Annotated in this window: 24 protein-coding genes; 11 read left to right on the forward strand and 13 right to left on the reverse strand. The window is 61.0% G+C overall.

The window, feature by feature from the left end:
- Nucleotides 1-2: 2 nt before the first annotated feature.
- Complete coding sequence (locus F8N66_RS28545; protein ID WP_150773272.1) at nucleotides 3-815, forward strand: YfaP family protein; 813 nt, start codon at nucleotides 3-5, stop codon at nucleotides 813-815.
- 468 nt (nucleotides 816-1283) lie between these two features.
- On the opposite strand, the gene F8N66_RS28550 is transcribed toward F8N66_RS28545, so the two are convergent.
- The 8 genes from F8N66_RS28550 to F8N66_RS28585 all read right to left on the reverse strand — a co-directional run bounded on the left by F8N66_RS28550 (nucleotide 1284) and on the right by F8N66_RS28585 (nucleotide 9264).
- Nucleotides 1284-2030, reverse strand: coding sequence for a S24 family peptidase (locus tag F8N66_RS28550; RefSeq protein WP_150773273.1), 747 nt, complete (start codon nucleotides 2028-2030; stop codon nucleotides 1284-1286).
- 229 nt (nucleotides 2031-2259) lie between these two features.
- Nucleotides 2260-2787 (reverse strand): inorganic diphosphatase, encoded by a 528-nt coding sequence (gene ppa / locus F8N66_RS28555; RefSeq protein WP_007990564.1) that lies wholly within the window; start codon nucleotides 2785-2787, stop codon nucleotides 2260-2262.
- A gap of 110 nt (nucleotides 2788-2897) precedes the next feature.
- Nucleotides 2898-3710, reverse strand: coding sequence for a zinc-dependent peptidase (locus F8N66_RS28560; protein WP_150773274.1), 813 nt, complete (start codon nucleotides 3708-3710; stop codon nucleotides 2898-2900).
- Nucleotides 3711-3716: 6 nt separating this feature from the next.
- Nucleotides 3717-4373 (reverse strand): DedA family protein, encoded by a 657-nt coding sequence (locus F8N66_RS28565; protein ID WP_150773275.1) that lies wholly within the window; start codon nucleotides 4371-4373, stop codon nucleotides 3717-3719.
- Nucleotides 4374-4672: 299 nt separating this feature from the next.
- Complete coding sequence (locus tag F8N66_RS28570) at nucleotides 4673-5131, reverse strand: GNAT family N-acetyltransferase (RefSeq protein ID WP_150773276.1); 459 nt, start codon at nucleotides 5129-5131, stop codon at nucleotides 4673-4675.
- A 114-nt stretch (nucleotides 5132-5245) separates the two neighbouring features.
- Entirely contained in the window at nucleotides 5246-6070 is an 825-nt protein-coding gene (gene eutC / locus F8N66_RS28575) for an ethanolamine ammonia-lyase subunit EutC (protein ID WP_150773277.1), read from the reverse strand.
- A gap of 8 nt (nucleotides 6071-6078) precedes the next feature.
- Nucleotides 6079-7473, reverse strand: a complete 1395-nt coding sequence (locus F8N66_RS28580) for an ethanolamine ammonia-lyase subunit EutB (protein ID WP_150773278.1) — start codon at nucleotides 7471-7473, stop codon at nucleotides 6079-6081.
- Between the two features lie 270 nt (nucleotides 7474-7743).
- Nucleotides 7744-9264 (reverse strand): aldehyde dehydrogenase family protein, encoded by a 1521-nt coding sequence (locus tag F8N66_RS28585; protein ID WP_150773279.1) that lies wholly within the window; start codon nucleotides 9262-9264, stop codon nucleotides 7744-7746.
- Between the two features lie 372 nt (nucleotides 9265-9636).
- Here F8N66_RS28585 and F8N66_RS28590 point away from each other — a divergent pair, with 372 nt between their 5' ends.
- From F8N66_RS28590 to F8N66_RS28605, 4 genes are all read left to right on the forward strand, one after another.
- Complete coding sequence (locus F8N66_RS28590; RefSeq protein WP_150773280.1) at nucleotides 9637-11550, forward strand: sigma-54-dependent Fis family transcriptional regulator; 1914 nt, start codon at nucleotides 9637-9639, stop codon at nucleotides 11548-11550.
- Nucleotides 11551-11737: 187 nt separating this feature from the next.
- Nucleotides 11738-13087, forward strand: coding sequence for a UDP-N-acetylmuramate:L-alanyl-gamma-D-glutamyl-meso-diaminopimelate ligase (mpl, locus tag F8N66_RS28595; protein WP_150773281.1), 1350 nt, complete (start codon nucleotides 11738-11740; stop codon nucleotides 13085-13087).
- Entirely contained in the window at nucleotides 13084-13716 is a 633-nt protein-coding gene (gene ubiX / locus F8N66_RS28600) for a flavin prenyltransferase UbiX (protein ID WP_150773282.1), read from the forward strand. Before mpl ends, ubiX begins: the two co-directional genes overlap by 4 nt.
- Nucleotides 13709-13993: a YceK/YidQ family lipoprotein gene (locus F8N66_RS28605; protein ID WP_150773283.1), complete on the forward strand. Its 285-nt coding sequence runs from the start codon at nucleotides 13709-13711 to the stop codon at nucleotides 13991-13993. The genes ubiX and F8N66_RS28605 overlap by 8 nt, the downstream gene beginning before the upstream one ends.
- Before the next feature lie 132 nt (nucleotides 13994-14125).
- On the opposite strand, the gene F8N66_RS28610 is transcribed toward F8N66_RS28605, so the two are convergent.
- The 3 genes from F8N66_RS28610 to F8N66_RS28620 form a co-directional block, all read right to left on the reverse strand.
- Entirely contained in the window at nucleotides 14126-14767 is a 642-nt protein-coding gene (locus F8N66_RS28610; RefSeq protein WP_150773284.1) for an oxidoreductase, read from the reverse strand.
- Between the two features lie 26 nt (nucleotides 14768-14793).
- Complete coding sequence (locus F8N66_RS28615) at nucleotides 14794-16512, reverse strand: C13 family peptidase (RefSeq protein ID WP_150773285.1); 1719 nt, start codon at nucleotides 16510-16512, stop codon at nucleotides 14794-14796.
- A 112-nt stretch (nucleotides 16513-16624) separates the two neighbouring features.
- Nucleotides 16625-17080 (reverse strand): MaoC family dehydratase, encoded by a 456-nt coding sequence (locus tag F8N66_RS28620; RefSeq protein WP_150773286.1) that lies wholly within the window; start codon nucleotides 17078-17080, stop codon nucleotides 16625-16627.
- A gap of 197 nt (nucleotides 17081-17277) precedes the next feature.
- Between F8N66_RS28620 and F8N66_RS28625 the strand changes: the two genes are divergently transcribed.
- The 3 genes from F8N66_RS28625 to F8N66_RS28635 are packed head-to-tail and all read left to right on the forward strand — an operon-like array spanning nucleotide 17278 to nucleotide 18957.
- On the forward strand, nucleotides 17278-17643 hold the full coding sequence (locus F8N66_RS28625) for a CidA/LrgA family protein (RefSeq protein WP_150773287.1): 366 nt from the start codon (nucleotides 17278-17280) through the stop codon (nucleotides 17641-17643).
- A complete protein-coding gene (locus F8N66_RS28630; protein WP_150773288.1) occupies nucleotides 17640-18356 on the forward strand; it encodes an LrgB family protein in 717 nt (238 codons plus the stop codon). The genes F8N66_RS28625 and F8N66_RS28630 overlap by 4 nt, the downstream gene beginning before the upstream one ends.
- 10 nt (nucleotides 18357-18366) lie before the next feature.
- On the forward strand, nucleotides 18367-18957 hold the full coding sequence (locus tag F8N66_RS28635; RefSeq protein WP_150773289.1) for an LON peptidase substrate-binding domain-containing protein: 591 nt from the start codon (nucleotides 18367-18369) through the stop codon (nucleotides 18955-18957).
- Between the two features lie 48 nt (nucleotides 18958-19005).
- Here the strand turns inward: F8N66_RS28635 and F8N66_RS28640 are convergent, their stop codons facing one another.
- Nucleotides 19006-20322: a bifunctional DedA family/phosphatase PAP2 family protein gene (locus F8N66_RS28640; RefSeq protein WP_150773290.1), complete on the reverse strand. Its 1317-nt coding sequence runs from the start codon at nucleotides 20320-20322 to the stop codon at nucleotides 19006-19008.
- A gap of 106 nt (nucleotides 20323-20428) precedes the next feature.
- Nucleotides 20429-21124 carry a DNA-3-methyladenine glycosylase gene (locus F8N66_RS28645; RefSeq protein ID WP_150773291.1) on the reverse strand — a complete coding sequence of 232 codons (696 nt, stop codon included), beginning with the start codon at nucleotides 21122-21124 and terminating at the stop codon, nucleotides 20429-20431.
- 189 nt (nucleotides 21125-21313) lie between these two features.
- Between F8N66_RS28645 and F8N66_RS28650 the strand changes: the two genes are divergently transcribed.
- The 3 genes from F8N66_RS28650 to rsfS all read left to right on the forward strand — a co-directional run bounded on the left by F8N66_RS28650 (nucleotide 21314) and on the right by rsfS (nucleotide 23844).
- Nucleotides 21314-22585 (forward strand): glutamate-5-semialdehyde dehydrogenase, encoded by a 1272-nt coding sequence (locus tag F8N66_RS28650; protein ID WP_150773292.1) that lies wholly within the window; start codon nucleotides 21314-21316, stop codon nucleotides 22583-22585.
- Nucleotides 22586-22613: 28 nt separating this feature from the next.
- Entirely contained in the window at nucleotides 22614-23276 is a 663-nt protein-coding gene (nadD, locus tag F8N66_RS28655) for a nicotinate-nucleotide adenylyltransferase (RefSeq protein ID WP_191623067.1), read from the forward strand.
- A gap of 73 nt (nucleotides 23277-23349) precedes the next feature.
- Entirely contained in the window at nucleotides 23350-23844 is a 495-nt protein-coding gene (gene rsfS / locus F8N66_RS28660) for a ribosome silencing factor (RefSeq protein WP_150773294.1), read from the forward strand.
- Nucleotides 23845-23846 lie beyond the last annotated feature (2 nt).

Consider the following 23846-nt stretch of genomic DNA (forward strand, 5'->3'; position numbering starts at 1 on the left):
CCATGACACTTCGTTTTCCACAGGTCTTGCTGTTGCTCTGTTCGTTGACGGCGTTATCGCCGGCGATGGCCGCCGACGGCATCACACTCGACACACCGGTCGGTGGCTGGCGTACCGGCGCGCCCGAAGGCGAGGGCGAGAGCTTCCGCCAGACAGTCAATTACCCGGCATCCTCGGTGAACACCCCGGCCGGCCAGGCCAATACCGCGCGCATCAGCGGCCAGATCAAGTCCACCCCCAAGGGCAACGACCCTGGCCGCCTGATCGTCAACGGCGTCAGCATGCCCCTGAAAATCGACCCCGCCGGCCGCTTCGACCGGCCGTTTTCCTTCCCCAACGGCAGCAACAGCGTCGAAGTCCGCAGCCCCGACGGCCAACAACGCCGTCGCGTGCAGTTCCTCAACGCCAGTGGCGGCGCGACACCCGCCAAATTGCGCGTATTGCTGGCCTGGGACAGCGACGGCACCGACCTCGACCTGCACCTCATCACCCCCGACGGTGCCCATATCTGGTACGGCGACCGCGTCGTGCCCAACGGCGCGGCACTCGATGTCGACGTCACCACCGGCTACGGCCCGGAAATCTTCGCCATGCCGGCACCGATCAAAGGCCAGTACCTGGTGTATGTGAACTACTTCGGCGGTGGCTATCGCAGTGACGAAGAGGGGCAGGAGGATGCGGTGCAACCCCTGACCACGGCGCAGGTCACGGTCATCACCGAAGAGGGCACGCCGAGCGAGAAGATGGAGACGTTTCTGGTGCCGATGCGGGCGGTGGGGGAGTTGACGTTGGTCAAGGCGTTCAGTTATCCGTGAGGCTCAAATACATCTTGCGCAGGGTCTGAACACGGTTGCGTCCCCGATGCTTGGATGGCAAGGGTTGGGCGGTGGCGGGGATGGAGCGGCTTGGTCTGGAGTGGCTTTTTGGCAGGCATTAAAAAGCCGGCTTGTGGCCGGCTTCTCGGGGACTGGCTTGGTTCATTTTTGGTAAACCGCGCCAGCCTTCAAAACGTACACCCGGATCTTGCGTCCGGCTGTGGGACTTGGCGAGAAAGTTATCTGCCTTGTCGGTGCGATCAGAGCCGCTGGGCGGGTCGATGCGCAAATGTGGGGCGCAGCATACTGATTTTTTTGGGTAATTCCCAGTCTGGTGTGCTGGATGGAGGATTGGGGTTGCTCACGTCTGATGAAGAGGTGGGTGATTTCTGGTGAATGTTCCGTTGCTTTCGCGGGCAAGCCAAGCTCCCACAGGCGTGGCTTGCTCGCGATGAAAACGCCTCGGTTTCACAGAAACGGCATCGGCGGCCTGCGTTTGTTCAACGTTGACCACCAGAACACCCAACCCAATACCCTGATGTTCTGTTCTTCGATTTGCGCGGGCCTGAAGATTTCATCCGGGTGCTCCGCTCGGTTATGGCTGCGTAATCGCAGCGAATTCCCCGGCATTCGGTGCAGGTATCGGATACGTAGCATCCCGTCATGTTCGATGGCGTAGATCTCGCCATCGACAATCTGGGTCAGGCCGCGGTCGATGGCCAGGATCGAGCCGTCTTCTATGCGTTCAGCCATGCTGTTACCGATCATGTGGGTACAGATGGCGTCGATGTGGTTGATTTCCAGGGAGTCGAGGTGACTGCGGGGCAGGCGGACGGTTTGGCCGGGGTCCTCGATAACGTGGGTTTTGCCGGAGCCTGGGGCGGTGGCGGTTTCTTTATAGAGGGGGAGTTCGATGTCGGTGGGCTCGATGACCGTATACACGCCGCGAATCGCCTGGGCGTCAAAGGTATTGCCGGATTCATCGTGCAGGCGTAGGTGCCTGGCGTCTTGCGGGCCATCGCCGGTTTTCAGCCATTCGCTGTTAACGGACAGTTTTCGGGCGACTTCTTCCATGTAGTGGGCGGGCACACCGCGTGTGTACCAGTTATGGACATTTTGCGGGGCCGTGTTCAGGAATTCGGCAAACCCAGTTGTCGTGATGTTCGCTACTCCGAGGAGTGCTTTGAATCGGGGGCCGCTAGTGTTCTTTTTCATGAAGGCGAGTCTACTGGCGCGGCAAAAGGCTTTGAATAAACGGGCCGTTCAAATTACGAGGGAAATTTAAGACCGGATGTAAGGCGTGTTTGAGGAAAATTAAACAAAAAAACACTAGGTCAGGCAGGTTTAAACAAGGCGTTTAAATCGGCTTTTCAAGCGCCCACAAAAAACCCCGTATCACCGGGGTTTTTCTTGAAGCTTGCCGCTAGAAGCTTATCGCTGCTTCTCAGCCTTTGTAGGCAGCAACCGACTTCGTGATGGCTTCGCGGGCAGCGTCTGCGCCAGCCCAGCCTTCGATCTTGACCCATTTGCCTTTTTCGAGATCTTTGTAGTTCGCGAAGAAGTGCTCGATCTGCTGGATCAGCAGGGCTGGCAGGTCGGTGTATTCCTTCACGTCGACGTACAGCTGGGACAGCTTGTCGTGAGGGACTGCGATGACTTTGGCATCGCCGCCGCCGTCGTCAGTCATGTTCAGGATGCCGACCGGACGAGCGCGGATCACCGAGCCTGGAGCAACCGGGTAAGGGGTCACGACCAGCACGTCGAGGGGGTCACCGTCGTCAGCCAGGGTGTTCGGGATGTAACCGTAGTTGGCCGGGTAGAACATTGGGGTGGCCATGAAACGGTCAACGAACAGGCAATCGCTGTCTTTGTCGATTTCGTATTTGATCGGCGCGTGGTTGGCCGGAATCTCGATCGCGACGTAGATGTCGTTCGGCAGGTCTTTGCCAGCCGGAATCTTGCTGTAGCTCATTGGGCGTTGCCCCCGTAGTTGACCAGAAACACTTGGCCGGATTGACCAAAAAGTGGCGGCGATTATAGGCATATTCCTACATCTGCGCCATGTACCAGAAGTCGTAGAATTCAGTCCTGGGCCCGGTAGACCGGATCCTCCGCCAGAAGTTGCCGAAGGCGGATCAGCGGGTCCTGGCGATAGAACAGCTTCAGTTGTTCATACACCTGTGGATAGGCCTCATGGAGCAAATCCGGGGCGCTGAAGAAGTATTCGCTGGTGACGGCGAAAAACTCGGCGGGATTTTCCGCGGCATAGGGGTCGATGGCGGTTTCGGCGTCCGGGTTGCGCTCCAGCTGGCGGTCCAGGTCGTCGTAGGCTTGCTGCATGACCCTGGCCCAATCGCTGACCCGCATGTCGGCGTGCAAAGGCGGCAAACCGTTGGCATTACCGTTGAGCATGTCGAGTTTGTGCGCCAGTTCGTGGATCACCAGGTTGTAGCCTTCCCAGCCACCGCTGGCCATGACCCCCGGCCAGGCGAGGATGATCGGTCCCTGCTGCCAGGCTTCGCCGCTGTGTTCGCCGTCCCATTCGTGCTCGACGCCACTGGCGTCACGATGGCGCTGTGGGCTGAGGAAGTCGTCGGGGTAGAGAACGATCTCGTGAAAGCCCTGGTACCAGTTCAGATCGCCCAGATGCAGCAGCGGCAGTTGCGTCTGGGCGGCGAGCAGCAGGCGTTGCTCCTGATGCAGTTCGACACCGGGCAGGGCGGTCAGGTGTTTTTCTTGCAGAAAGAGCACACAGGCTTCGCGCAGCCATTGGTCTTCGGCGGCGCTGATGCCGTCGAGAAAGCTCAGGTGATGGCGCACCCGTTGCCACATGTCATCGGCGATCGGGTGTTTGGCCAGCGTGCGCCGGCGTCGCCAGGTACTGAGCGACCACATGCGCAATCAGCGCGTTTCGGCTTTGGAGTTCGAACCGCCGAAGCGGCTGCGGACAAGGCCGATGATCATCGGCACCAGCGACAGCAGGATGATACCGACGACCAGCAGCGACAGGTTGGACTTGATGAACGGTACGTTGCCGAAGAAGAAGCCCAGGGTCACCAGGCCACCGACCCACAGAATCGTGCCTAGCACGCTGAAGGCGAAGAAGCGCGGGTACGGCATTTTTGCGACACCGGCGACGAACGGGGCAAAGGTGCGAACGATCGGCAGGAAACGCGCCAGGGTCACGGTTTTACCGCCGTGCTTGTCATAGAAGTCGTGGGTCTGTTGCAGGTAGTCGCGACGGAAGATTTTCGAGTTCGGGTTGCTGAACAATCGCTCTCCGGCCGTTCGTCCGATGACATAGTTGGTGCTGTCACCCAGTATCGCCGCGAGCATCAGCAAACCGCCGAGCAGCACCGGGTCCATGCCGCCGCCCGCCGCAACGGCGCCGGCAATGAACAGCAGCGAGTCGCCTGGCAGGAAGGGCATGACCACCAGGCCGGTTTCACAGAAAATCACCAGAAACAAAATGGCATAGATCCATGGCCCGTAGTTGGTGACCAGCAAATCGAGATAAACATCGAGATGCAGGACGAGATCGAGCGGGTTGAAATCCATGGAGGGCACCTGTGATGACGGCCTGTTCGGCAGACCTGTGCGGATGACTTCGCGTAAGGCTACAGACGGGTGTAGTTTTTCTTACAAGCCGGAAAGGTCGGCATTATAAGGTCTGGGGAGTGAAAAGCGTGTCGAGATTGTAGCGAGGGATGTCGGTTGACGATGAATAACGACGAACCCTGTAGAAGCGAGCCTGCTCGCGATGGACGTTAATGATAACGCGTACTTTCTGGATGAACGCGTTGCCCTTGATTCCATCGCGAGCGGGCTCGCTCCTACAGTTTGATCCAGGGTTTACCTTACAGCTCGTCGCTGATCGGCAACACGTAGTTCTTGAACTCGGTGTCTTCCCTGAACCCGATGGATTCGTAGGTTTTCTGTGCCACTTCGTTGTTGCTGCTGGTGGAAACCCGCATGCGTACGGCATTGGTTTCCTTGGCCATTTTCTTCGCGGTGCGGATCAAGTGGTCGGCCACCAGCTGGCGACGGGCGTCCTCGGCAACGTAGATGTCATTGAGGATCCAGACGCGCTTGAGCGAAAGCGAGGAAAAGCTGGGGTACAACTGACAGAACCCCATCAGTTTGTCGTCATCGTCGGCCAACGCCAGGTAAATCACCGATTCCTTGCGGCGCAGGCGTTTCTCGAGGAACGCCCGGGACGAGTCCGGATACGGCAGGGAACCATAAAACTCGCGATACTTGACGAACAACGGGGTCAGCAAATCCAGGTGTTCGAGGGTCGCTTGGATAATCCGCATGGTAGGTCTCGTCTTCAAGTGGCTGTCTTGCGTGCTTGGACGGCGACGGGAAACCCTGAATGCCGTGCGCCGATCCTGCCTGAAACTGGAACGATTGTGCAATGCGGAAGCGGTTCAGGCATGCGGTGGGCTCAGCAGGAAATTGCCTTTCATGTCCGCCCCCGATTCTGATTCCAGCGTCTGAACCTGCGCTTCGTCCTTCAGGTTGACCCCCGACAACTGCCGTCGGCAGGCTTCGCGCATCAAATACAGCAAGCGGTGTGCCGCCATGCCGTAACTCAAGCCCTCAAGGCGCACGTTAGAGATGCAGTTGCGGTAGGCGTCCGTCAGACCGACCTTGGGATTGTAGGTGAAATATAATCCAAGGCTGTCTGGGGAACTGAGGCCTGGGCGTTCGCCAATCAGGATCACCGTCATTTTTGCACCCAGCCGTTCGCCGATTTCGTCGGCAACGGCGACGCGACCCTGCTCCACCAGAATGACCGGGGCAACGGACCAGCTTTCGGCGTGGATCTGTTCTTCCAGTCGTGCCAGCAAAGGCAGCGTATGCCGGTGAACCGCCAGGGCAGACAAACCGTCGGCGACCACAATGACCAGGTCGACGCCACCTGGATGCGCTACCGCGTAGTCACTTAGAGCCTGTGCCGACTCGGCGCTCAGTTTTCGCCCCAGATCGGGGCGCTGCAAATAGCTGTTCCGGTCTATCGCCGCGCTATGCAGCAAAACGCTTTCATGCCCGCGTTCGGCCAGTTGCGAACGCAAGGCGGTGTGATCGAACGGTAAATGCACCGCATCCCGTGCCTGGGCATGGGCGTACTGAAAGTCCAGCTGTGCGCGGGTGGGCATGCTGGTGCCGGTCCGGCCCAAGGCAATGCGTGCCGGCGTCAGGCGTCGCAGTTCCAGCCATGGGTTGTGTGGATCGAAGGGTAGTTTTTCCATGTCAGCACTCATCCCAGTTGGGCCAGGGCCTGTCGAAAGGCCGGCGGCAGGCTGTTACCGAAAAGAACCTTGCCGTCCGCCTGGGTGAAGATGCCCATTTTCGCCAGCCACTGTTCGAATTCCGGCGCGGGTTTGAGCCCCAGCGTCTGCCGGGCATAGAGCGCATCGTGGAACGAGGTGGTCTGGTAATTGAGCATGATGTCATCGGAACCGGGAATGCCCATGATGAAGTTGATCCCGGCCACGCCCAACAAGGTGAGCAAGGTGTCCATGTCATCCTGGTCGGCTTCAGCGTGGTTGGTGTAACAGATGTCGCAGCCCATCGGCACGCCCAGCAATTTGCCGCAGAAGTGGTCTTCGAGGCCGGCGCGGATGATTTGTTTGCCGTTGTAGAGGTATTCCGGACCGATGAATCCTACAACGGTGTTCACCAGGAACGGGTTGAAATGTCGCGCGACGGCGTAGGCCCGGGTTTCGCAGGTCTGTTGATCGACGCCATGGTGGGCGTTGGCCGACAGGGCGCTGCCCTGGCCGGTTTCGAAGTACATGAGGTTTTGCCCCAGCGTGCCGCGATTGAGGCTCAACCCGGCGTCGTAGCCTTCTTTCAGCACGTTCAGGTTGATGCCGAAACTGGCATTGGCCGCCTCGGTGCCGGCGATCGACTGAAACACCAGGTCCAGTGGCACGCCGCGATTGACCGCTTCGATTGAGGTGGTGACATGGGTCAGCACGCAGGCCTGCGTCGGAATCTCGTAGCGCTGGATGATCGCGTCGAGCATCTCCAGCATGGCGCAGATCGAGGCGATGCTGTCGGTGGCCGGGTTGATCCCGATCATGGCGTCGCCGTTCCCGTGCAGCAAACCGTCGAGAATGCTGGCGGCGATGCCGGCCGGTTCGTCCGTAGGATGATTGGGTTGCAGGCGCGTGGATAGTCGCCCGCGCAGGCCCAGGGTGCCGCGAAATTGGGTGACCACGCGGATTTTCTGCGCCACCAGGACCAGATCCTGCACGCGCATGATTTTGGAAACGGCAGCGACCATTTCCGGGGTCAGGCCGGGGGCGAGGGCGCGCAGGACCTGTTCATCGGCGGCATCGCTGAGCAACCAGTCGCGAAAGCCGCCAACGGTAAGGTGGCTGACGACCGCGAAAGCGTGTTTGTCGTGGGTGTCGATGATCAGGCGGGTGACTTCATCGACTTCGTAGGGAATCAGGACTTCCTGCAGGAAGTGGCTCAGCGGAATGTCGGCCAACGCCATCTGCGCCGCCACGCGTTCGCCATCGTTGAGGGCGGCGACACCGGCCAGAAAATCCCCGGAGCGTGCCGGGCTGGCTTTGGCCATCACGTCCTTGAGGCTGTCGAAGCGATAAGTCTGGGCGCCGACGGAATGGGCGAATACGGCCATGGGGCGGTGTCCTCCTTATAAGCGTTAAACCCTTGCGGGAGCGGGCTTGCTCGCGAAGGCGGCGTATCAGGCAGCATTCAGCTGAATGACACACCGCCTTCGCGAGCAAGCCCGCTCCCACAGGATAGCTGTATGAATCTCATGTAATTGAGGCAAGGCCCGTGCCAGAGCGGCGGGGTGTTGGCGCCAGGTCATTGAAGACGCGTTAGCAAGCCCGCTCGCGAAAGCGGTTGAAAGGGCGACACGACAACGCCGCATCGCCCCTGATACTTAGAAGAAGCCCAGCGGATTGATGTCGTAGCTCACCAGCAGGTTTTTGGTCTGCTGATAGTGATCGAGCATCATCTTGTGGGTTTCACGGCCGACGCCAGACTTTTTGTAACCGCCGAACGCGGCATGCGCCGGGTACAGGTGGTAGCAGTTGGTCCACACCCGACCGGCCTTGATGGCGCGGCCCATGCGGTAGGCGCGGTTGATGTCGCGGGTCCAGAGGCCGGCGCCAAGGCCGAACTCGGTGTCGTTGGCGATGGCCAGGGCTTCGGCTTCGTCCTTGAAGGTGGTGATGCTCACCACCGGGCCAAAGATTTCTTCCTGGAACACGCGCATTTTGTTGGTGCCCTTGAGCAGGGTCGGCTGGATGTAATAGCCGCTTGCCAGGTTGCCCTCGAGTTTTTCCACCTTGCCACCGGTCAGCAGCTCGGCGCCTTCGCCCTTGGCGATTTCCAGGTACGAAAGGATTTTGTCGAATTGCTGCTCGGACGCCTGGGCGCCGACCATGGTGTCGGTGTCCAGTGGGTCGCCGCGTTTGATCGACAGGACTTTTTTCATCACCTCTTTCATGAAGTCGTCGTAGATCGATTCCTGCACCAGCGCGCGGGATGGGCAGGTGCAGACTTCGCCCTGGTTGAAGAACGCCAGCACCAGGCCTTCCGCCGCTTTCTCGATGAAGCTCGGTTCGGCTTTCATGATGTCTTCGAAGAAGATGTTCGGCGACTTGCCACCCAGCTCCACGGTGGAAGGAATGATGTTTTCGGCTGCGCATTTCATGATGTGCGAGCCGACCGGGGTCGAGCCGGTGAAGGCGATCTTGGCGATGCGTTTGCTGGTGGCCAAGGCTTCGCCGGCCTCCTTGCCGAAGCCTTGCACGATGTTCAGCACGCCCGGTGGCAGCAGGTCGCCGATCAGCTCGACCAGCACGGTGATGCCCAGCGGGGTTTGCTCGGCAGGCTTGAGCACCACGCAGTTACCGGCGGCCAGGGCCGGGGCGAGTTTCCAGGCGGCCATCAGGATCGGGAAGTTCCACGGGATGATCTGCCCGACCACGCCCAGCGGTTCATGGATGTGATAGGCCACGGTATTGCCGTCGATCTCGGCAGCGCTGCCTTCCTGGGCGCGGATGCACCCGGCGAAGTAGCGGAAGTGGTCGGCGGCCAGTGGAATGTCGGCGTTGAGGGTTTCGCGCACGGCTTTGCCGTTGTCCCAGGACTCAGTGATTGCCAGCAGTTCCAGGTTCTGTTCAATGCGGTCGGCGATTTTCAGCAGCACCAGCGAGCGCGCCTGGGCGGACGTGGCGCCCCAGGCATCGGCCGCCGCGTGTGCGGCGTCCAGGGCCTTGTCGATGTCTTCGGCCGTGGAGCGGGGGAATTCGGCAATCGGTTGGCCATTCACTGGCGAGGTATTGGTGAAGTACTGACCTTTGACAGGCGCGACGAACTCGCCGCCGATGTAGTTACCGTATTTGGCTTTGAACGAAACGATAGCGCCTTCAGTACCGGGGTGAGCGTAACGCATGATGTTTTCTCCTTGGCTTTTGTACTTATAAGAGAGGCGCATGTGCGCTTGCTATAAGCGTAGAGCAAAGGTCGGGCCACTGCCTTGCAGGTCAGGCAAATCAAGGCTTTGCGCGATTTTTGTCGGACAGGCGGGTGGTGACTGTGACGCTTTCGGTACAGCCAGGGTGACACTTTGTACCGTTTATGGCACAGCCTGTGACGGCTCGGTCTTGCCAGCATTGCAATGCCGGCTAGGCTGGAGGATGCTCGGCCTATCCCTTGTAGGAGCTGCCGCAGGCTGCGATCTTTTGACGTTGAAAAATCAAAAGATCGCAGCCTGCGGCAGCTCCTATAGGGGCGGTGGATAACCGCACGGGGAGAACAATAAGAAATGCACGACAACCATTTGAGTCGCCATGCCCAGCAAGTGTTGACCGTGACCCAGGGTAAAACCCACCTGCACGGGCCCGGTAGCGATCCGTCCATCGCCCGTTCCTGGCTGCGTTGCCTTGAGGACTATCACCTCGACCCGGCCCTGACCATGGCGCCGACGGTGCTGGAACACGGGCGCGTGCTCGAAAGCCGCGAACGCCTGCAGCATGTGCTGCACATTGCCGGCAACGAAATGACCAGCCTCCATCAGCAACTCTCCGGCGCCGGGCATGCGGTGCTGTTGACCGATGCGCGTGGCGTGATTCTCAACTGCGTGACCGCACCCGCCGAGCGGAAGATTTTCGAGCGAGCCGGGCTCTGGCTCGGTGCCGACTGGAGCGAGGCCTGCGAAGGCACTAATGGCATCGGCACCTGCCTGGTGGAGAAGCAGGCGTTGACCATTCATCAGGATGAACATTTTCGCGGCCGCCACACTGGCCTGACGTGCTCGGCAAGCCCGGTGTTCGACCCGCATGGCGAGTTGCTGGCGGTGCTCGACGTGTCATCGGCGCGACACGACGTGTCGCGCCAGAGTCAGTTTCACACCATGGCCCTGGTCAATCTGTCGGCGAAGATGATCGAGAGCTGTTATTTCCTGCGTTATTTCGACAACCAATGGCTGCTGCGATTTCACCTGCAAGCCGAGTCCGTGGGGCTGTTCAGCGAAGGCTTGCTGGCGTTCGACGGGGAAGGGCGGATTTGCGCGGTCAACCAAAGTGCATTGAACCTGCTGGGGCATGCCCGAGGTGGCTTGCTGGGTCAACCGGTGGAGGCGTTTTTCGACTGTGCGCTGGATGAATTGCTCGGCCGCGCCAGCCAGGAGGCCAGCGCCAGCTGGCCGCTGCGTACCCGCGACGGGCGACGGCTGTTCGCCGTGTTGCGCGGGCAGCCGCGCCGCATGCCGGTGCCATTGGTCCCCAGCCCTGTCATTGAAGAGCGTGCGCAGTTGTCCGGCATTTGCCTGGGCGACGTCGCGTTGCAGGCAGATTTCCGCAAGGCGTTGCGCGTGTACGAACGGGATGTGCCGTTGCTGATCAATGGCGAAACCGGGTCGGGCAAGGAAGCCTTTGCCAAAGCCGTCCATCACGCCAGCCAGCGGGCCGAAAAGGCCTTCGTCGCCCTCAACTGCGCAGCCATCCCCGAAAGCCTGATCGAGAGCGAGTTGTTCGGCTATCGCGGCGGCAGTTTCACCGGGGCGCGCAAGGAAGGCATGCGTGGCAAGTTGCAGCAGGCCGATGGCGGCACCTTGTTCCTCGATGAAATCGGCGACATGCCCCTGGCCTTGCAGACGCGGCTGCTGCGGGTGCTCGAAGATCGCCAGGTGGTGCCGATCGGCGGTGAACCACAGGCGATCAACGTGCGGATCATCAGTGCCACCCACCGCAATCTGCTGGAACGGGTGCAGGACGGCAGTTTTCGCGAAGATTTGTATTACCGGCTCAATGGGCTGGAGGTGGCACTGCCGGCATTGCGCGATCGCAGTGACAAGTCGCAGTTGCTCGACTTTCTGCTGGCCGAAGAGGCGGGTTCAGACGAGGTGTTGATCGATGGACCGGCGCGGGCGGCAATGCTGGGGTTCGCCTGGCCGGGCAACGTTCGGCAGTTGCGCAATGTGTTGCGCACGCTGGCGGCGTTGTGTGATGAGGGGCGCATTGGTCTGGAGGATTTGCCGGCGATGATTCGGCAGGCCCGGCCGGTGGTGGCTCAGTCGGCTGAAGAACCTTCGGAACGGCCGCTGGATGATGCCGAACGGCTGGCATTGTTGAATGCGCTGGAGCAGACGCGCTGGCATATGACGCATACGGCGGAACAGCTTGGGGTTAGTCGCAATACCCTTTATCGCAAGCTTCGTAAACACGCGATAGTCCGTTAAACCGAGTTGAGGCCATTCGCGAGCAAGCCCGCTCCCACAGTAGATTGGCGATGTTCATGAATCTTGTGTTCGCGCAAGGTCCGATGTGGGAGCGGGCTTGCCCGCGAAGGTGTCCTGAAGCCTGAAACACAAGGTGCGATTTTCCCCTCCCTACGCTAACCTGCGGCCATGTTTTACGAGGTCGACTATGCACATTCATATTCTTGGTATCTGCGGCACTTTCATGGGCTCGATGGCGGTTCTGGCCAAAGAGCTGGGCCATCACGTGACGGGCTCCGATGCCAATGTCTACCCGCCCATGAGCACTCAGCTCGAGGCCCAGGGCATTGAGCTGACCCAGGGTTACGACCCGGCGCAACTCGACCCGGCTCCCGACCTGGTGGTGATCGGCAATGCCATGTCGCGGGGCAACCCGGCGGTGGAATATGTGCTGAACAAAGGCCTTCCTTATGTTTCCGGCCCGCAGTGGCTGGCCGATCACGTCCTGCAAGGTCGCTGGGTGCTGGCGGTCGCGGGCACCCACGGTAAAACCACCACCAGCAGCATGCTCGCCTGGGTGCTGGAGCACGCGGGCATGAGCCCGGGCTTCCTGATTGGCGGCGTGCCGCAGAATTTCTCGGTGTCGGCGCGTCTGGGTGGCACACCGTTTTTTGTGATCGAAGCCGATGAATACGACAGCGCCTTTTTCGACAAGCGCTCCAAGTTCGTTCACTACCGCCCGCGCACGGCGATCCTGAACAACCTGGAATTCGATCACGCTGACATCTTCCCTGACCTGCCGGCCATCGAGCGGCAATTTCACCATCTGGTACGAACCATCCCAAGCGAAGGCCTGGTGATTCACCCGACCACCGAACCGGCCTTGCAGCGAGTGATCGAGATGGGCTGCTGGACGCCGGTGCAAACCACCGGGGCTGGCGGCCAGTGGCAGGTCAAGCTGCTCAGCGAAGACGGTTCGAGATTCGAAGTGATGTTTGAAGGCGTGGCCCAGGGCGTGGTGGATTGGGACATGACCGGCCAGCATAACGTTGCCAACGCCCTGGCTACCCTGGCGGCTGCGCGCCACGTGGGTGTGGTGCCGTCCATGGGCATTGCGGCACTGAGCGCATTCAAAAGCGTGAAGCGTCGGATGGAGAAGGTTGCGGAGGTGCGAGGCATCACCATCTACGACGATTTCGCTCACCACCCGACCGCCATCGCCACCACCCTCGACGGCTTGCGCAAGCGTATTGGCGATGCGCCGTTGATCGCGATCATCGAGCCGCGCTCCAACTCCATGAAGCTCGGCGCGCACCGCGACGGTTTGCCGGAAAGCGTGGTCGATGCCGACCAGGTGATCTGGTACGCGCCGGCCAACCTGGGCTGGGACCTGGCGGCCACCGCGGCGCTGTGCACGGTGCCGTCGATTGTCAGCGATTCGCTGGAGGGCATCATCGATCGCGTGAAGAGCCAGGCCCAGCCCGGTACCCACGTGGTGATCATGAGCAACGGCGGTTTCGGCGGCCTGCACGGCAAACTCGCCGAGGCGCTCAAATGAACAACGGTCCGGACCGCATCACGCTGGCAATGACCGGCGCTTCCGGCGCCCAGTACGGTTTGCGCCTGCTCGACTGCCTGGTGCGGGATGACCGCGAAGTGCACTTCCTGATTTCCAAGGCCGCACAGTTGGTGATGGCCACCGAAACCGACGTCACGCTGCCGGCCAAGCCGCAAATGATGCAGGCCTTCCTGACCGAATACACGGGCGCTGCCGCCGGGCAGATTCGCGTGTACGGCAAGGAAGACTGGATGTCGCCGGTGGCCTCGGGCTCCGGCGCGCCGGCGGCGATGGTGGTGGTGCCGTGTTCCACCGGCACGCTGTCTGCCATCGCGACCGGGGCCTGTAACAACCTGATCGAGCGTGCCGCCGACGTGACGCTCAAAGAGCGCCGCCAACTCATTCTGGTGCCGCGTGAAGCGCCGTATTCGAGCATTCACCTGGAGCATATGCTCAAGCTGTCGAACATGGGCGTGACGATCCTGCCGGCATCGCCGGGCTTCTATCATCAGCCGCAAACCATCGATGACCTGATTGATTTCGTGGTGGCGCGGATTCTCAACCTGCTGAACATTCCCCAGGACATGCTGCCGCGTTGGGGCGAACACCATCTGACCAGCGATGAATAAGCTGCTGCTGATTCTGCTGGCGTTGCAATTGGCCGGTTGTGCCACGGCGCGCACGCTGGATGCCGCCAAGCCGGGCGCGCCGGTGGTGTACGCAGGCACGCGGCTGGATCTGTATGCGATGAATGGCGGGTGTTGTGCCAAGGACCGTTTCGGCGCCGAGGCGCCGAGCTATCCGGGGGTTGACCTGCCGGCCAGTGCGCTGCTCGACACGCTGCTGTTGCCGTTGTCGTTGTTGACGGTGTTGGGGGTGAATTTTCAGGCGACGGGCGGGTTGTAGCGTTCGGTCTTGAATCGGTCGCGCTCCCTTCGCGAGCAAGCCCGCTCCCACATTCGATAGCGCTCATCCAGGCGATTCAGTCAACTGTGGGAGCGGGCTTGCTCGCGAAGGCAGACGTACAGGCACCGCAGATTATTTGCCCAGCTTCCTCAGCTCATCCGACTCGACAATCCGCACCCCATCCTGCTCTTCCAGCGCCAGGCGCCACATCGCGCGGGCCAGTTGGCAGGCTTCGATCCCGCGGTATTTGCCAGGGATCAAGCGGGACAACGGCCCGACGAATTGCTCGGCCGCCCGTCGTTCGAGTCGCTCGCCCAGCAAGAGTGAAGGTCGGCAGATGGTCAGCTGTGGCCAGTCCTGAGCCCGCAATGCGTGCTCCATCTCGCCTTTGACTTTGTTGTAGAAAATCGAAGATCGGCGATCAGCCCCCAGCGCGCTGATCACGATCAGGTGTCGTGCGCCCATCTCCCGCGCACGTTTGGCGAAAGCCACCACCATGTCCAGGTCCACCGCGCGAAACGCCTGTTCCGAGCCGGCTTGCTTGATGGTGGTGCCCAGGCAGCAGTAGGCGATGTCGACGCGACCGTTCAATTGCGGCAGAAACACCGCCGGGTCACCCACCGGGTTTTCAAGGTGAGGGTGCTTGGCCAATGGTCGGCGTGAAGGCGCCAATACCCTTGAAATCGTCGGCTCATTGAGCAGACGGTCGAGTAGATGTTCACCGGTCAAACCGGTGGCTCCGGCAAGCAATACGTGCTGAGGCGTCAAGTACATAGTGTTTCTCCCTTGATACTGTCAGCTTAGTTGGTCTTTGCATCCTTGCTGTCAATGGAGACACTTTGCAGGGCTTTTCGTGCTTGCTGTTTACGCAGCAACTGCCAGTGCGATAGCACGGTTTTCGGGGCCCAGATCTGTGGTTCGGAGGCTTCGAAGCTGTCGGCCAGCTCACGCTCGGCGACGGTGGCCTTGGCCAGCTTGAAGGCTTGTTCCAGGTCATCGGTCTGGTTCAGGGCCTGGGCGAACAGGGCGTCGCCGAAGTAGGTGAAATTAGCTTCTTCCGAGCAACCGAAGGACACGCGGTCGGCCCGTGACGCGGTCATGATCAGGGTGCGTTCGTCCTTGAGGGCGGGAATGAAGCCGCCGGAGTAGCAGGACGAAATCACGATGACCTTGTCGCGGTTTTTCAGCGGCGCGAGCACCGCGGCCAGTTCGTCGGCCGGCAGGTCGGCCAGCTCCATGCGAGGCTGGTCGAGCACCAGTTCGTGTTCACTGGTGCCGTGGCTGGTCAGGTAGATGAAGATCAAATCTTCGGGGCCGCTGCGTTCGGCCAGCGTCAAGGCTGCGCGGCGCAGGTTTTCCCGAGTGGCCATTGGCCGGTCGCCGAGGTGATCGCGATGGTTCACCAGGCGGATCTGACCAAAGGCGCCAAAGCGACTGGTGAGCATGTTGGCGACGTAGTCGGACTCTCGCAGGAACACGCTCTGCTTGCCGTCGCCGCCCAGGGTCAGGGTGTACAGCTCTATGGCCGGGGTTGAGGCGGGCACGTTGCTCAGCGCCTGTTCGAGCAGGCGGCCCTGGGCCAGCAGGCCGAGTTCAAGGGTGTCGGGCAGCAACTTGCCATCGGCGTCACGCACGCGTTGGCCGTTGATCCAGGTGCCGCTGAGCACTGAGCCGTCCGTCAGCACCAGGGTGCCGCGTCCGGAATAGGCGTCGCTGTCGAACTGGCCGGTGTAGAAGCTCCCGTCGGCCAGGTTCAAGCGACCTTGGCCGCTGAAGCGCCAGTCGTTGAAGTGACCGATGTAGTGGCTGCCGTCGGCGCCGATCAGTTCGCCCTTGCCATTGAGCGAGCCTTCCTTGAATTGACCCAGCCAGACATCGCCATCCGCGTTTTCGTAGCGACCCTTGCCGTGCAGTTGATTGTTCTTGAAGCCGCCGACGTAGATGTCGCCGTCAGCGCTGTTGAATGTCCCGTTGCCCTCCAGTTGCCCGTCGACGAAACGGCCGGTGAACTGATTGCCGCTGCCATCGCCGCGCTGGCCTTCGCCGTTGGGTTTGCCATGGGCGAACTGGCCCTGGTACGCGCTGCCGTCTTCGAGTTCCAGGCGACCCAGCCCTGAATACTGATCGGCCTTGAATTCACCACGGTAAGTCATGCCGTTTTCTTTGAGGGTGCCTTCACCGTCGCGCCGGCCGAGCTTGAAGCCGCCGTTGTAGCTGCCGCCACTGGTGGTCAGGCTGCCCTGGCCGTCGAACAGGCCTTGACTGAATTGACCCCGGTAGACCTCGCCGTTGCTGCCGTGCCATTCGCCCTGGCCATGCCATTGGCCCTTGTCGAAATCGCCGGCGTACCAGCTGCCGTTCGGGTAATCGATGCGGCCCTGGCCTTGCAACAAGCCATTGACCAGATCTCCGCGATAACGTCCGCCGTCCGGCAGGCGGGCGTCGGGAGGCAGCGGTGATTCGCCGTCGCCGCAAGCGGTGAGCAAGAGGGTCAAGGCAAGGAGTGCAAGTGGGCGCATAGCGGGTTCCGGGCAATTAGGCGACCGAGTATGCCGCAGCTATGTGTCCTTATACAGCCGGTAGAAACGCGGGAGCGCGAAACAGCATGAGCTGCTTCGCATCCAGGAGGAGTTACACGAAGCAGAGCGACAGGGGTTCGGCGATATACGCCGGTTTGTCCGAGCCCTCGATTTCCAGGGTGGTGGTGGCCTTGAGCAGCCATTGGCCAGGTTTCTTCTCGGTGACTTCAGTGAGGTCGACCTTGAGGCGCACCCTTGAATTGACCTTGACCGGCTGAATGAACCGCACGCTGTCCAGGCCGTAATTGACCACCATCTTCAGTCCCTGGGGGACGACGAGGATGTCTTCCATCAATTTCGGGATCAGCGACAGCGACAGGAATCCGTGGGCAATGGTGCTGCCAAAAGGCGTTTGCGCGGCCTTGACCGGATCGACATGGATGAACTGAAAGTCCCCTGTGGCTTCGGCGAACAGGTTGATGCGCTCCTGATCGATCGTGAGCCATTCGGAACGTCCAAGTTCCTTGCCGACATAATCATTGAGCTCTGCAACTGGAACATAGGGCATTGAGACTCTCCTTGGGTTCATCGGTTTTATAGTTTTGAGGTTGGGGGGATTTGACCTCCCGGCTTACTACTTTAGATCAACATGGCAAAACGCTGCGGTCAACTGACCATGCTTTTGGCGAATGCCGGTCTATAGCGCCAGCATGCTTATAATGCTCACCCGCCATTGCGGGTGACGGTTTTCGCGGGAGATTAAAGATGTTGTTACGAGGTTTGACCTGGCTGGTGCTGTTCCAATTGCTCGGCACCGCGATCAATCACTTGTTTTTACCGGTGCTGCCGGGGCCGATTGTGGGCCTGCTGTTGTTGCTGGTGTTTCTGATCAGCCGCGGTCAGGTCGGTGAGCCGCTGAACCAGGCTGCCAGCAGCCTGCTGCGCTACCTGCCGTTGCTGCTGGTGCCGCCGGCCGTGGGTGTGATGGTTTATGCCAAGGACATCGCGGCGGACTTCTGGGCCATTGTCGGCGCGCTGGTCCTGTCGCTGTTGTTGTCCATGGCCTTCGCGGGCGTGCTGATGCAGCGCCTGATCAAGCGTCACGCGCACCCTGGCGAGGACAGCCAATGACCCTTGACTGGCACGGCGCCTGGACCTCGGTTATCCATCATCCGTTGTTTGGCATCGGCATTACCCTGGGTGCCTATCAGCTGGTGCTGGCGGCTTTCGAGAAAACCCGCTGGATCTTTTTGCAGCCGGTGCTGGTCTCCATGTTGCTGGTGATCGGTGTGCTGGTGGGCTGCGGGCTGACGTACGCCGAGTACCGCAAGAGCACCGAGATCCTCAGCATCCTGCTCGGCCCGGCCACGGTGGCGCTGGCCGTGCCGCTGTATCTCAACCTGCGGCGCATTCGGCAGTTGTTCTGGCCGATATTTACTACGCTGGTGATAGGCGGTGTGGTCGCCACGGGCATGGGCGTGCTGCTGGGCTGGTGGTTCGGCGCCGAACACATGATCCTGATGACCATGGCGCCGAAGTCGGTGACGTCGCCGATTGCCATGCTGGTGGCCGAGCAGATTGGCGGTGTCGCGGCACTGGCGGCGGTGTTTGTGTTGATCACGGGAGTGATTGGCGCGATCTTCGGTCCGAGCCTGTTGAGTCGGCTTGGCGTCCACAGCCCCGAGGCGCGCGGCATGGCGTTGGGCATGACGGCCCATGCGGTCGGCACCGCGGTGGCGATGCAGGAAAATGAAGAGTGCGGCGCCTTCGCGGCGCTGGCGATGAGTTTGATGGGCGTGGCCACGGCGGTGTTGCTGCCGTTGGCGGTGTCGATGGTGGTTTAAGGAAATGTCTATGAGTCTGCCGCTTTTTCCGCTGAACACGGTGCTGTTTCCAGGTTGCACCCTCGATTTGCAGATTTTCGAGGCGCGCTACCTGGACATGATCGGCCGCTGCATGAAGCAGGGCGGCGGCTTCGGCGTGGTGTGCATTCTTGACGGTGAGGAAGTGGGCATTGCACCGGCAGGTTATGCACTGGTCGGGTGCGAGGCGCTGATCACCGATTTCAAACAACAGGACAATGGCCTGCTGGGGATTCGTGTGCAGGGCGGTCGGCGCTTCCACGTGTTACGTACCGACGTGCAGCGCGACCAGTTGATCCTCGCCGAGGTCGAGTGGCTGGAAGAGGAACCGGAGCAACCGCTGCAGGATGAAGACGCCGACCTGGTGGCCTTGCTCAAAGCCCTGGCCGAACACCCGATGGTCGAAGCGCTGAACATGGGCACCGAAGCGACCGGGCAACAGTCGCTGGCCAATCAGTTGGCGTACCTGTTGCCGTTCGCCGAACTGGACAAGATCGACCTGTTGCAGCTCGATGATCCACAGCAACGGCTGGATGCGATCCAGGCGTTGCTGGACGAGTTGCAGGGTGAGTTGTTTGCCTGAAAGATCGCAGCCTTGTGGGCGCTGCCGAAGGCTGCGATCTTTTGGTCTTCAATACGCGTAACGCAACATCGTATGCGGCAAATGCCGCAGCACGAAGAACCCGAACAGCGCCACCAGCGAGGGCAGCACCAGCCACCAGACCTTGGACGGCATGGCGGTGAGCGAAGTCCGGTACTGAATCAACCCCAGGCTCGCCGCGCAGACACAGGCCGCCAGCATCGCGCCTGCCAGTACATCCGTTGGCCAGTGCGCACCGAGATATACCCGCGACAGTGCAATCGCCAGTGCCGGCAGACAGCCCACCAGCAACCAGGTCAGGCGCATCCGTGGCGGTTGTCCGCGCCCCGCCAGCACGGCCAGGGTCAGGAACAGCGCGAAGGCGCCCGATGCATGGCCGCTGGGCATGCTGTAGCTGGTCAGCGGGTCGCTCAAGACTTCCGGGCGCATGCGGGCGAAAAAGTGTTTGGTCGCGGTGTTACCCAATGCGGTGAACAACAGCGTGCTGCACGCGAAGATCGCCTGGCGCCACTGCCGGGTGATCAGCAGCAGCGCCACCAGCAAGGCACTCATCATCAGCATGTTGCGGAACTCACCGATCAGCGTGAACACCACGGCCACTTCATCGAGCATCGGGCTGCGATGTTCCTGCACCAGGGTCATGACGCCTTGATCGAGGGCGCTCAGGTGCGAAAAGCCAATAAACAGTGCCGCCAGGATCAGAAAACTCATGCCGGTGATGAATATCGTGGCCTTGCGATGCTTGCGCAGGCTGCTGGTCGCGCTCAGTCCGACCATGACCGCAATGCTGCCGGCGACGACCCCGGCCTGCGGCCAGAAGCCTTCGGGCAATGGCAGGCGAATCGCTGCACCGGTCGCCCAGCCCGGTAGCAGGTAGGCCACCGACCATCCCGCACCGGCCAGCAGGCTGACGGCGAAGAAGCGCGGGAACGGCATGTCGAACATCCCCGCGACCATCGGCAGCATGGGGCGCAAGGGGCCGATGAAGCGACCCACCAACAGGCTGGCGATGCCATAGCGCTGGAAGTACGCCTCGGCACCGGCGATCCACTCCGGGTGGTGGCGCAGACCCGGCAGGCGCCGGATGTTCTGATGGAAATGCCGGCCGAGGAAATACGACACCACATCGCCGAGCACGCCGGCGAGGAAACCCAGCATCAGGGTCTCACTCAGCGACAGCGCGCCGCTGCCGGCCAATACCGCCACGGCGAACAGCAGCACTGTGCCGGGGACGATCAGCCCGGCAATGGCCAGGCATTCGACGAACGCCACGATGAACACCGCGGCGGCCAGCCATTGCGGGTTGGCCGTCAACCAGCCGGTCACGCTATCGAGCCATGGGCCCATAAAGACAACTCCATCTTTCTTCATTTGACTGTAGGAGCTGCCGCAGGCTGCGATCTTTTGCCTTTAAAAGATCGCAGCCTGCGGCAGCTCCTACAGGGGATTGTGTTCACAGCACAAAGTAATCGCGACCTTCGACTTGCCCCCGTCGCAACGGGTTCCGTGTGCAATAGGCCGCATACGATGCGTCGACAAACCGGTACATCAGGTGTTCGTCACGCCCATGGGGAATGCCCAGGCGCGTGGTCTGGATGACATGGGCGGGCATCTGGCCGACATCTTCCACCAGCAGCACCTCATGATCGAAGCGCTTGGCGTCCCAGACGGGCACCTTCAAACCCAGGGATTTGCACAGCAAGGTTTGCCCGGCGCAGAGTTTTTGCGAAGGGCGAGGGCGGCCCTGGCTGTCCGGGTTATTCAACAGCATTTGCGCCAGGCTCGCCGACCCGCTCAGTTCGTCGACCCAGGGGTAGGCGGATTTGATCAGTACCGCATTGCCCGGACCGTGCGCGCTGAAGTTCAGGGAGTCACCGCCTCGGGCGTAGTACATATAGATGTGCCCGCCATCCAGAAACAAAGCCTTACGTTTTTCTGTGTAGCCAAGGGAGGCGTGGCTGCCTTTTTCTACGCAGTAATAAGCTTCGGTCTCGATGATTCGAGCGCTGAGCCACAAGTCCCCGACCCGATGACGAATGACTTTACCCAGTAAGTCCCGGGCCAGGGTTTGCGCGTCCCGGTCGAAAAAAGCGTCCGGCAGGCCCTTGGGCAAACTCGCGGCGGGCGCTTGAACAGTCAGGTTGGACATGATGAACGGCGTTTATCAGGGCTGATTGAGTCGTGATGATAACAATTTGCAGCTTAATCCCGGCTGAACGTCGGCAAATCGCCCTCCATTTCGACCATCCGCCCGTCACCGCTGTTAGTCGGGAGACGCGACAGCTATAATCTGCCGCTTTACTCTTTACCAAGACCTTATCAAAGACCACGCCAGACCATGACTGAGTCCGTTCTTGACTACATGACCCGCCTGGGTCGCGCTGCCCGCGAGGCTTCCCGCGTCATCGGCCGTGCCAGCACTGCGCAGAAGAATCGCGCGCTGCAGGCCGCCGCCAACGCGCTGGACGCTGCCCGCGCCGAGCTGACGGCTGCCAATGAGCTGGATCTGGCGGCTGGTCGCGCCAATGGCCTGGAACCGGCATTGCTCGAACGTCTGGCGCTGACGCCGGCCCGTATCGACGGCATGATCGTCGGTCTGCGCCAGGTGGCGGCATTGCCGGATCCGGTCGGCGCGATCCGCGACATGAGCTATCGGCCGTCGGGGATCCAGGTCGGCAAGATGCGCGTGCCGCTGGGCGTGATCGGCATCATTTACGAGTCGCGGCCGAACGTGACCATCGACGCCGCCAGCCTGTGCCTGAAGTCCGGCAACGCGACCATCCTGCGCGGCGGCTCCGAAGCCATTCATTCCAACCGTGCCATCGCCGCCTGCATCCAGCGCGGCCTGGCCGAAGCCGATCTGCCGGCTGCGGTGGTGCAAGTGGTCGAGACCACTGATCGTGCCGCCGTGGGCGCGCTGATCAGCATGCCCGAATACGTCGATGTCATTGTGCCCCGTGGTGGCCGCGGCCTGATCGAACGGGTCAGCCGCGATGCCCGCGTGCCGGTGATCAAGCACCTGGACGGCATCTGCCACGTCTACGTCAGTGCCCACGCTGACCTGCCGAAAGCCCGGCGCATTGCGTTCAACGCCAAGACCTATCGCTATGGCATCTGCGGTGCCATGGAGACGCTGCTGGTCGATCAAATCGTTGCCAAAGATTTCCTGCCGTCGATGGCGGCCCAGTTCCGCGAAAAAGGCGTCGAGCTGCGCGGCTGCGAACGCACCCGGGCGATCATCGATGCGCTACCGGCCACCGAAGAAGACTGGAGCACCGAATACCTCGCGCCGATCCTGTCGATCCGCGTGGTCGACGGGCTGGAGCAGGCCATCGAGCACATCAATCATTACGGCTCCCACCACACTGATTCGATTGTCAGCGAACACCAGGGCGACACCCGGCGTTTCGTGGCTGAAGTCGACTCCTCGTCGGTGATGATCAACACCCCGACGTGCTTCGCCGATGGCTTCGAATACGGATTGGGTGCCGAGATCGGCATTTCTACTGATAAGCTGCACGCCCGCGGCCCCGTGGGTCTCGAAGGTCTGACCTGCGAGAAGTACGTTGTGGTCGGTGATGGCCAGTTGCGCGGACAGGAGCCGGTCTGACTTGGGCGACCTCGGCCCGTCAGCCCCGATGACCGCCAGCGCGCCTCGATCCAGGCGCATCGGCATACTGGGCGGGACTTTCGACCCGGTGCACGTCGGCCATCTGCGCGGTGCGCTGGAAGTCGCCGAATCGCTGGCGCTCGATGAGCTGCGCCTGGTGCCCAGTGCCAGGCCACCCCATCGGGATACGCCGCAAGTGTCGGCGAATGACCGTCTGGCGATGGTCGAGTGCGCGGTGGCCGGTGTGGCACCGTTGGTGGTGGACGCCCGCGAATTGCAGCGGGACAAACCGTCCTACACCATCGATACCCTGGAGCTGATGCGTGCCGAGCTGGCCGCTGAAGACCAGGTTTTTCTGCTTTTGGGCTGGGACGCATTTTGCGGCCTGCCCACTTGGCACCGCTGGGAAGAGTTGCTCCAGCATTGCCATATCCTGGTGCTACAGCGCCCGGACGCCGACAGCGAACCGCCGGATGCCTTGCGCAACCTGCTGGCAGCGCGCTCGGTAAGCGACCCGCTGGCCCTCAAAGGGCCGAGCGGACAGATTGCATTCGTCTGGCAGACACCGCTCGCGGTATCCGCCACCCAGATCCGTCAACTGCTGGCCAGCGGTAAGTCGGTACGTTTCCTGGTGCCCGACGCGGTCCTGGCCTACATCGATGCGCACGGACTTTACCGTGCGTCGAACTGAAGAGGAGTGCCTCAAGGCACGTGGCAACAACGTGTATTGAAGCGCCCGAACATACGAGCAAAACGAGTTTTATATGACGAACAACGACGTAAGCAAAGTTAAGCGCAAAGGCACGTTCAAGAGTGCCCCGCTGCCGGAAAAAGTTCTCGCCGCCGAACCTCCGAAAGGTGACGAGCTGGTCAAGATCGCCGTAGCGGCCCTGGAAGACGTCAAGGCCCAGGACGTGCTGGTGATTGATGTCCGTGAGAAACAAAGCATCACTGACTACATGATCATCGCCACGGGTACGTCCAACCGCCAGATCGGCGCGATGCTCGATAAGGTCCGCGAAGCGGTAAAGGCCCTGGGCATCAAGCCGTTGGGTGAAGAAGGCAAGGGCGACAGCGACTGGGTGTTGCTGGACATGGACGATGTGATCGTCCACATGATGACTTCCAACGCCCGTCAGTTCTACGACCTGGAGCGCCTGTGGAAAGGTGCCGAGCAGAGCCGTGCCGCCGATGGCAAACACCACAGCCCTGAAGTTGGTCACGAGCATTTCAACAAGCTCAACAAAGACCAGGAATAAGG

This window comes from Pseudomonas fluorescens (assembly GCF_902498195.1).
In the GTDB taxonomy this organism is placed as follows: domain Bacteria; phylum Pseudomonadota; class Gammaproteobacteria; order Pseudomonadales; family Pseudomonadaceae; genus Aquipseudomonas; species Aquipseudomonas fluorescens_BU.

Bases quoted from the DNA above. Each gene is read 5' to 3' on its own strand.
- F8N66_RS28545 (WP_150773272.1), top strand. From the start codon at position 3: ATGACACTTCGTTTTCCACAGGTCTTGCTGTTGCTCTGTTCGTTGACG.
- F8N66_RS28550 (WP_150773273.1), bottom strand. From the start codon at position 2,030: ATGAAAAAGAACACTAGCGGCCCCCGATTCAAAGCACTCCTCGGAGTA.
- ppa (WP_007990564.1), bottom strand. From the start codon at position 2,787: ATGAGCTACAGCAAGATTCCGGCTGGCAAAGACCTGCCGAACGACATC.
- F8N66_RS28560 (WP_150773274.1), bottom strand. From the start codon at position 3,710: ATGTGGTCGCTCAGTACCTGGCGACGCCGGCGCACGCTGGCCAAACAC.
- F8N66_RS28565 (WP_150773275.1), bottom strand. From the start codon at position 4,373: ATGGATTTCAACCCGCTCGATCTCGTCCTGCATCTCGATGTTTATCTC.
- F8N66_RS28570 (WP_150773276.1), bottom strand. From the start codon at position 5,131: ATGCGGATTATCCAAGCGACCCTCGAACACCTGGATTTGCTGACCCCG.
- eutC (WP_150773277.1), bottom strand. From the start codon at position 6,070: ATGGAAAAACTACCCTTCGATCCACACAACCCATGGCTGGAACTGCGA.
- F8N66_RS28580 (WP_150773278.1), bottom strand. From the start codon at position 7,473: ATGGCCGTATTCGCCCATTCCGTCGGCGCCCAGACTTATCGCTTCGAC.
- F8N66_RS28585 (WP_150773279.1), bottom strand. From the start codon at position 9,264: ATGCGTTACGCTCACCCCGGTACTGAAGGCGCTATCGTTTCGTTCAAA.
- F8N66_RS28590 (WP_150773280.1), top strand. From the start codon at position 9,637: ATGCACGACAACCATTTGAGTCGCCATGCCCAGCAAGTGTTGACCGTG.
- mpl (WP_150773281.1), top strand. From the start codon at position 11,738: ATGCACATTCATATTCTTGGTATCTGCGGCACTTTCATGGGCTCGATG.
- ubiX (WP_150773282.1), top strand. From the start codon at position 13,084: ATGAACAACGGTCCGGACCGCATCACGCTGGCAATGACCGGCGCTTCC.
- F8N66_RS28605 (WP_150773283.1), top strand. From the start codon at position 13,709: ATGAATAAGCTGCTGCTGATTCTGCTGGCGTTGCAATTGGCCGGTTGT.
- F8N66_RS28610 (WP_150773284.1), bottom strand. From the start codon at position 14,767: ATGTACTTGACGCCTCAGCACGTATTGCTTGCCGGAGCCACCGGTTTG.
- F8N66_RS28615 (WP_150773285.1), bottom strand. From the start codon at position 16,512: ATGCGCCCACTTGCACTCCTTGCCTTGACCCTCTTGCTCACCGCTTGC.
- F8N66_RS28620 (WP_150773286.1), bottom strand. From the start codon at position 17,080: ATGCCCTATGTTCCAGTTGCAGAGCTCAATGATTATGTCGGCAAGGAA.
- F8N66_RS28625 (WP_150773287.1), top strand. From the start codon at position 17,278: ATGTTGTTACGAGGTTTGACCTGGCTGGTGCTGTTCCAATTGCTCGGC.
- F8N66_RS28630 (WP_150773288.1), top strand. From the start codon at position 17,640: ATGACCCTTGACTGGCACGGCGCCTGGACCTCGGTTATCCATCATCCG.
- F8N66_RS28635 (WP_150773289.1), top strand. From the start codon at position 18,367: ATGAGTCTGCCGCTTTTTCCGCTGAACACGGTGCTGTTTCCAGGTTGC.
- F8N66_RS28640 (WP_150773290.1), bottom strand. From the start codon at position 20,322: ATGGGCCCATGGCTCGATAGCGTGACCGGCTGGTTGACGGCCAACCCG.
- F8N66_RS28645 (WP_150773291.1), bottom strand. From the start codon at position 21,124: ATGTCCAACCTGACTGTTCAAGCGCCCGCCGCGAGTTTGCCCAAGGGC.
- F8N66_RS28650 (WP_150773292.1), top strand. From the start codon at position 21,314: ATGACTGAGTCCGTTCTTGACTACATGACCCGCCTGGGTCGCGCTGCC.
- nadD (WP_191623067.1), top strand. From the start codon at position 22,614: ATGACCGCCAGCGCGCCTCGATCCAGGCGCATCGGCATACTGGGCGGG.
- rsfS (WP_150773294.1), top strand. From the start codon at position 23,350: ATGACGAACAACGACGTAAGCAAAGTTAAGCGCAAAGGCACGTTCAAG.